We start from the raw sequence: 5,607 nt of genomic DNA, 5'->3' as shown, positions 1-5,607 counted from the left end.
CTCGCTCGACTTGCATGTGTTAAGCACGCCGCCAGCGTTCGTCCTGAGCCAGGATCAAACTCTCCATCAATGCTTGAAAGAGATGGCCGGGCCGCCAAGCCCAACCAATCCTGGCAAGACAGATCCTCGTAAGATCGTCTATCATTGCCAAAGGAATTTCCCTACCATCACCAGAACAAACAAGCCCTGGCCATGGACGGGGGTTAAAAAATATGGCACTGACTATTCGGTACGCTGTTGAGTTCTCAAGGAGCAGATGCTTCCGGTTCCCGCCCTTCGGCGTTTCCCGGAGCTTCTTTAAGTTACCTGGTGTTTCCCGCCGGTGTCAAATCGCTGTTTCTGGCGATTTTTCCTTCGGCTTCCGCCTTATCCGTTTCGGCCTTTCGGCCCCGGCTGTGGCGACTCGGTTAAGTTACCGAGGCATTCGGGGTTGTGTCAAATCGCTCCGGCTTGGCCGGTGACTGCCACTCATCCCTACGGTACCGCACTGCCTGAGAGCCGCTTACCTCGGGGGGTCCGCGACCAGGGTCCGGCAAGTTTGCCGACGCGTAGGCGATGGGTCAGGCCTGGGGTTTCCGGTGGGGCCGCGCAGAGAGGAGACGGGCACGCGGCCGGGTGGGTCTGACGAGTCCGCATGCCCGGTTCACCCCGCTCGCCGGTCGGATGATCGAGGCGATCGGGTTGGCGTTGGCGGGCAGAGCCGGAGCGCGCCTCGCCGGCAGGATGGGCCTTCCCGCGGGGCGGAACACGCTGCTACGCCGAGTCCGGGCCCTGTCCGACCCGCAGATCGGGGTGGTGACGGTCCTCGGGGTGGATGACATTCGCGCTGCGCCGGGGTCGGGTCTACGGGACAGTCCTGATCGATCTCGACCGTCACCGGCCGGTGGACCTGCTGCCCGATCGGGAAGCGGCGACGTTCGCCGGCTGGCTGGGTGAGCATCCCGGCGCGCAGGTGATCTGCCGGGACCGGGCCGGTGCCTACGCCGACGGCGCCCGCACCGGTGCCCCGGACGCGGTGCAGGTGGCGGACCGCTTCCATCTGTGGAGCAACCTTGCCGGATACGTCGAGACGGCAGTCGCCCGGCACCGTTCCTGCCTGGCGCAACCACCGGCCACCGACGAGGCTGCGGACGAGCCGCGGGCGGACCTTGACGGCGCGGTGGCCGCAGCGCGGGAAGCGTCCTTCGAGCAGCGGGTGTTCGTGCGCCACGCCCGCGAGCGGTACGCCGCCGTCCAGGAACTCAAGGCCGCGGGCGTGGGCATCAAACCGATCGCCGCCCGACTCGGCCTGGCCCGCGGAACGGTCCGCAAGTACTACCCTGCGGCCAGCGTCGACGACGTCCTGGCCAAGGCCCGCGACGGGCGCGGTTCGATCCTGCGTCCGTGGGAGCCCTACCTCACCGAGCGGGTCAATGCCGGGATTACCAACGGCAGCCAGCTGTTCGGGGAGATCCGCGACCAGGGCTACACCGGGAGCAAGGCCGTGGTCCTGGCCTACCTGCGCCCGCTACGCGCGGGCGGCAGCACCGTCGCGCCGGCGGCACGGCAGGCACCGAAGGTTCGCACCGTCACCCGCTGGATCCTCACCCACCCCGAGCACCTGGATGAACAGGACACCCTCGCGTTGCAGCAGGTTCTCACCCGCTGCCAGGACCTCCGGAAGACTGCCGGCCATGTCACCGCGTTCGTGCAGATGCTCACCGGTCGTCACGGCGAGCGGCTCAACGGCTGGATCGCCGCCGTCGACGCCGACGACCTGTCCGAACTTCACCGTTTCACCCGCGGCCTCCTGCGCGACCACGACGCCGTCCTGAACCTGAGTTCGGTCACCGGTTCGGCATTGATGATCGCTTGACACGCTGACCTGGGGTGATGGGTGTGCGGCGGGCTGTTCTGAGGCACTAATTGGTGCTCTACGGTGTGGCTGTGGCCTGGATTCGGCGGGTGCGGACGGCGTCGGGAGCGACGGCGGTGCAGATAGCCGAGTCGGTCGGTGGGCGGCGGCGGATCGTCGCGCACGTCGGTTCGGCACATACCGAGGCTGAGCTCGGTGTGCTGGTCGAACGGGCCCGGGAGCTGTTGAGGGATCCGCGGCAGGGTGAGCTCGTCGAGGTCGAGCCGGTCGCGGTGAAGGCGTCGCTGCTCGGCGCGACCGGCCCGGCGGTCCTGTTCGACGTGGATGCCGAGCCGGCGCGGGGGCGGGCGACGGTCGCGGCGCCGAGGGTGGTGGCGACCGGCTCGCGGGTGCTCTACGACGCGCTGGCCGGGGTGTTCACGTCGTGGGGGTTCGACGCCCTTACGGATCAGGTGTTCCGGGACCTGGTGATCGCCAGGCTGGTGGAGCCGACCTCGATCCTGGACACCGGCAGGGTCCTTGCGGACCTCGGCGCCACACCGGCGAGCGAGAAGACGATGCGCCGTACCCTGCTGCGCGCCCACCACGGCGGCTACCGTGACCGGCTCGCCGGACTGTGCTTCACCCACGCCCTGGCCAACGGTGATGTCTCGCTGTGCCTGTACGACGTGACGACGCTGTACTTCGAGGCCGAGAACGAGGACGAGGACGACCTACGGAAGGTCGGCTACTCCAAGGAACGCAGGGTCGATCCGCAGATCGTCGTCGGCCTGCTCGTCGACCGGTACGGATTCCCGTTGGAGATCGGCTGCTTCGAGGGCAACCGTGCGGAGACCGCGACGATCCTGCCGGTCATCCGCCAGTTCACCGACCGTCACCAGCTCGAGAACCTGGTCGTGGTCGCCGACGCCGGCATGCTGTCCGCGACCAACCTGCGCGAACTCGACGACGCCGGGTTCGGGTTCATCATCGGTTCCCGGGTCACCAAGGCACCGATCGACCTGGCCTCGCACTTCCGCTGGCACGGCGACGCGTTCACCGACGGGCAGGTCATCGACACGGTCGCTCCCAGAACCGGACGCAACCGTGACAACGACACCGCCGTGAAGACCGAGCCCACCTGGAACCGTGAGCACCACCCCGGGTCGTGGCGGGCGGTCTGGGCCTACTCGGCCCGGCGCGCCGCCCGGGACAACAAGACCCTCACCGCGCAGGAGAACCGCGCCCGGGCTGTCGTCGACGGGGAGAAAACCGCCCGCACCCCGAGATTCGTCACGGTCAAAGGCGACGCCCGCACGCTCGATGAAGCCAGCCTGGCGCGTGCCCGCCGGCTCGTCGGGCTCAAGGGCTACGTCACCAACCTCCCCGCGACCGTCCTGACCGCCGACCAGGTCATCTCCGACTACCACGACCTGTGGCACGTCGAGCAGTCATTCCGGATGTCGAAGACCGACCTCGCCGCCCGGCCCATGTTCATGCGCACCCAGGACGCGATCGAAGCCCACCTGACCATCGTGTTCACCGCACTCGCCGTCGCCCGCACCGCCCAGAACCGCACCGGCCTGGCCATCCGCAACGTGATCCGACAGCTCCGCCCGCTCCGCTCCGCGACCATCGCGATCAACGGCGCCGTCCAGACCTTCCCACCTGCCATCGACGTGGAGCGGCAAACCTCCTCGACGCGCTCACAGGCAAGGCACTAACGAAATGACCGAACTCAGGCCTCAGGCTGCTCGCGCTCGCCCCGTCGCGCACCGGCCGGGCGACCAGCCGCACCGACGTCGACCGGGCCCTGCACCGGTTCTTCGACTGCGTGGCCACGTTCGGCAAGGACATCCCCGAACTCGTCACCCTCGCCACCACCCTCGACCAGTGGCGCGACGAGACCGCCCACGCCGTCCTGCTCGGGATCACCAACGCCAAGGCCGAAGGCGTCAACCGCCTCACCGAACTCGTCTACCGGGTCGCCTTCGGCCTGCGTAACGTCGCCCACCAGCAACGCCGCGCCAGCTGGGCCGCCTCCCGCCGCACCCGCCCCCACTGGCTACCCCGCGTCATCACCCGCCCGCAGGTTGCGTAATCAACCAACTACACATCCCCGCGAAGCGCGAAGAGCCATTAATCCTTATTAATCGGCGGCTCCCTGGGCAGCCACCCGGACCGGACTTCCATGGCAAGCGACGAGCTTACAACAACCGGATCAGCCGCTCACGCGGCGTCACCTCCCGCTGTCCGCTGGGCGCACGAAAGATCGAGGTTAGTGCACCTCACCCTCCAGCCAACGTTCAAATGGTGCAACCTCCGACAGTTCGGAATTTATCGCCCTCAGCCCTCCGGCGAAGTCTTTGGCCAATTTCGAGAGCATTGAGACTAGCTCGCTCCGATCAATGCTCTCACGCACTGGGTTCGGAATCCAATTGGTCCGCGACTCGCAGTGAATCGTCACAAGATCTCCGCTTGAGTGGAAGGATAAAGTCCTCTCGATGCCTTGCGAGTAGATATCTACCTCGACTTCGCGATATTCGCGCACGCCCGCCAAAAGCGACGGGAGTTGCTCCATGAAAGCAGACAAGTCATACGCGATGTCGAGCGGCCACTCGTCACTCCCGAACCCGCCAATGTGGAATCTGCATCCTCCGGCATCAGAGAGGGCGCTGCACGCCTCTATGACGAGGGTTTCGTAATCGTCACCCGGCTCCGGGTGCACTGAAGCAGGAGCCACAGTATCAGACGGCACGGACGGATTGAACGACACAGAGAAGCTCATCTCCCCAGCCTCCTAGTTCGGGCCAATGATCGGGAATGCCGTCTTGTATAGCCCACTTGGACTCGGGACGATGGTAGCTGCACGCGCTTGGACGATACTGCCATCCGGCATAATTACCTGCCCCAATCCGTCCGGAATGCGTACCGACCTGGGCCCTACCCCTTCGGCATGGAGCCCCTTCAAAAACTCCGCAGCGGCGCCATTGTCAAGCCATTGTCCTTGCTGATTACCGGTGCTACGAGCACGATCGGTTAGAGCCTTTGTGTTCTTCGCTCCGGCGCCGTGAGTCTTGAATGTATGACCCCACGTTTTAACGCTGTTGGAGGCCCAGTTCGGGCATCCGTTGCTGTTGTGAACGAGGACCGGCATGGCCCCCGCCAGTACATAGTACGTGTGGAGGGTGTCGACGGTGAGGTTGTAGACGGTGTCGTGCTGGTGGTAGTCGCGGGTCCCGGTGATGGGGGCCTGGTGTCCGTCCGGGGACAGGAGTTGGTCGGCGGGGGTGAGGGTGTCGGCGTCGGTCCATTGCTGGTCGGTGGTGTCCCAGAAGGGGTGGCCGGCGGTGGCGGTGAGGGTGGCGGGGCCGTTGGGGGTGGTGATGGTGATGTCGATGAGGTGTTTGGTGCCGGTTCCGGTGATGAGGTGGGTGACGGTGTGGGGTTCGGTGCGGCCGGTGTCGGGATCTGTGGCGAGGACTTGGTCGCCGATTTTGATGTTGCGGATGGGTGTGGTGGTGCCGTCGGCGAGGAGGACGGGGGTGTCGCCGTCGAAGCTGTTGTCGGGGGTGCAGGATTCTTCGTTGTTGTCGTGGNGGTCGCGGGGGCGTTGTTGGTCGCAGAGGTCGTTGAGGGGGGTGGTTCCTGCGGTGGTGGTGGCGCAGTCGTCCTGGTCGAGGGTGTCTTCGAGCTGGTCGCGGAGTTCTTTACGGAGTTCTTTGCGGAGTTCCTGGTTGATTCTGCCGCGGGTTTGGTCGAGGGGTTTGCTG

Annotated in this window: 5 protein-coding genes and 1 rRNA gene; 3 read left to right on the top strand and 3 right to left on the bottom strand. The window is 66.0% G+C overall.

The window, feature by feature from the left end; translation table 11 throughout:
- A 16S ribosomal RNA gene (locus B207_RS0104260) occupies positions 1 to 70 on the bottom strand; the annotation flags it as partial.
- A 744-nt stretch (positions 71 to 814) separates the two neighbouring features.
- Here B207_RS0104260 and B207_RS32455 point away from each other — a divergent pair.
- The 3 genes from B207_RS32455 to B207_RS32450 all read left to right on the top strand — a co-directional run bounded on the left by B207_RS32455 (position 815) and on the right by B207_RS32450 (position 3,935).
- On the top strand, positions 815 to 1,855 hold the full coding sequence (locus B207_RS32455) for an ISL3 family transposase (protein ID WP_018635275.1): 1,041 nt from the start codon (positions 815 to 817) through the stop codon (positions 1,853 to 1,855).
- A 71-nt stretch (positions 1,856 to 1,926) separates the two neighbouring features.
- On the top strand, positions 1,927 to 3,558 hold the full coding sequence (locus B207_RS0104250) for an IS1634 family transposase (protein ID WP_026310661.1): 1,632 nt from the start codon (positions 1,927 to 1,929) through the stop codon (positions 3,556 to 3,558).
- 110 nt (positions 3,559 to 3,668) lie between these two features.
- Entirely contained in the window at positions 3,669 to 3,935 is a 267-nt protein-coding gene (locus B207_RS32450) for a transposase (protein ID WP_018635270.1), read from the top strand.
- Positions 3,936 to 4,112: 177 nt separating this feature from the next.
- Here B207_RS32450 and B207_RS0104240 read toward each other — a convergent pair whose 3' ends face one another.
- Both B207_RS0104240 and B207_RS32445 read right to left on the bottom strand, forming a co-directional pair.
- Positions 4,113 to 4,622 carry a hypothetical protein gene (locus B207_RS0104240; RefSeq protein WP_154675138.1) on the bottom strand — a complete coding sequence of 170 codons (510 nt, stop codon included), beginning with the start codon at positions 4,620 to 4,622 and terminating at the stop codon, positions 4,113 to 4,115.
- Between the two features lie 12 nt (positions 4,623 to 4,634).
- Entirely contained in the window at positions 4,635 to 5,330 is a 696-nt protein-coding gene (locus B207_RS32445; RefSeq protein WP_456095347.1) for a polymorphic toxin-type HINT domain-containing protein, read from the bottom strand.
- Between the last annotated feature and the right edge of the window lie 277 nt (positions 5,331 to 5,607).

This window comes from Parafrankia elaeagni (genome assembly GCF_000374165.1).
GTDB classification, from domain to species: domain Bacteria; phylum Actinomycetota; class Actinomycetes; order Frankiales; family Frankiaceae; genus Parafrankia; species Parafrankia elaeagni.
Note: the sequence above shows the minus strand (reverse complement) of the source record. Positions and strands in the feature narration are given on the sequence as shown.

Coding starts and splice junctions, on each gene's coding strand:
- B207_RS0104240 (WP_154675138.1), bottom strand. CDS start 4,622: ATGAGCTTCTCTGTGTCGTTCAATCCGTCCGTGCCGTCTGATACTGTG.
- B207_RS32455 (WP_018635275.1), top strand. CDS start 815: ATGACATTCGCGCTGCGCCGGGGTCGGGTCTACGGGACAGTCCTGATC.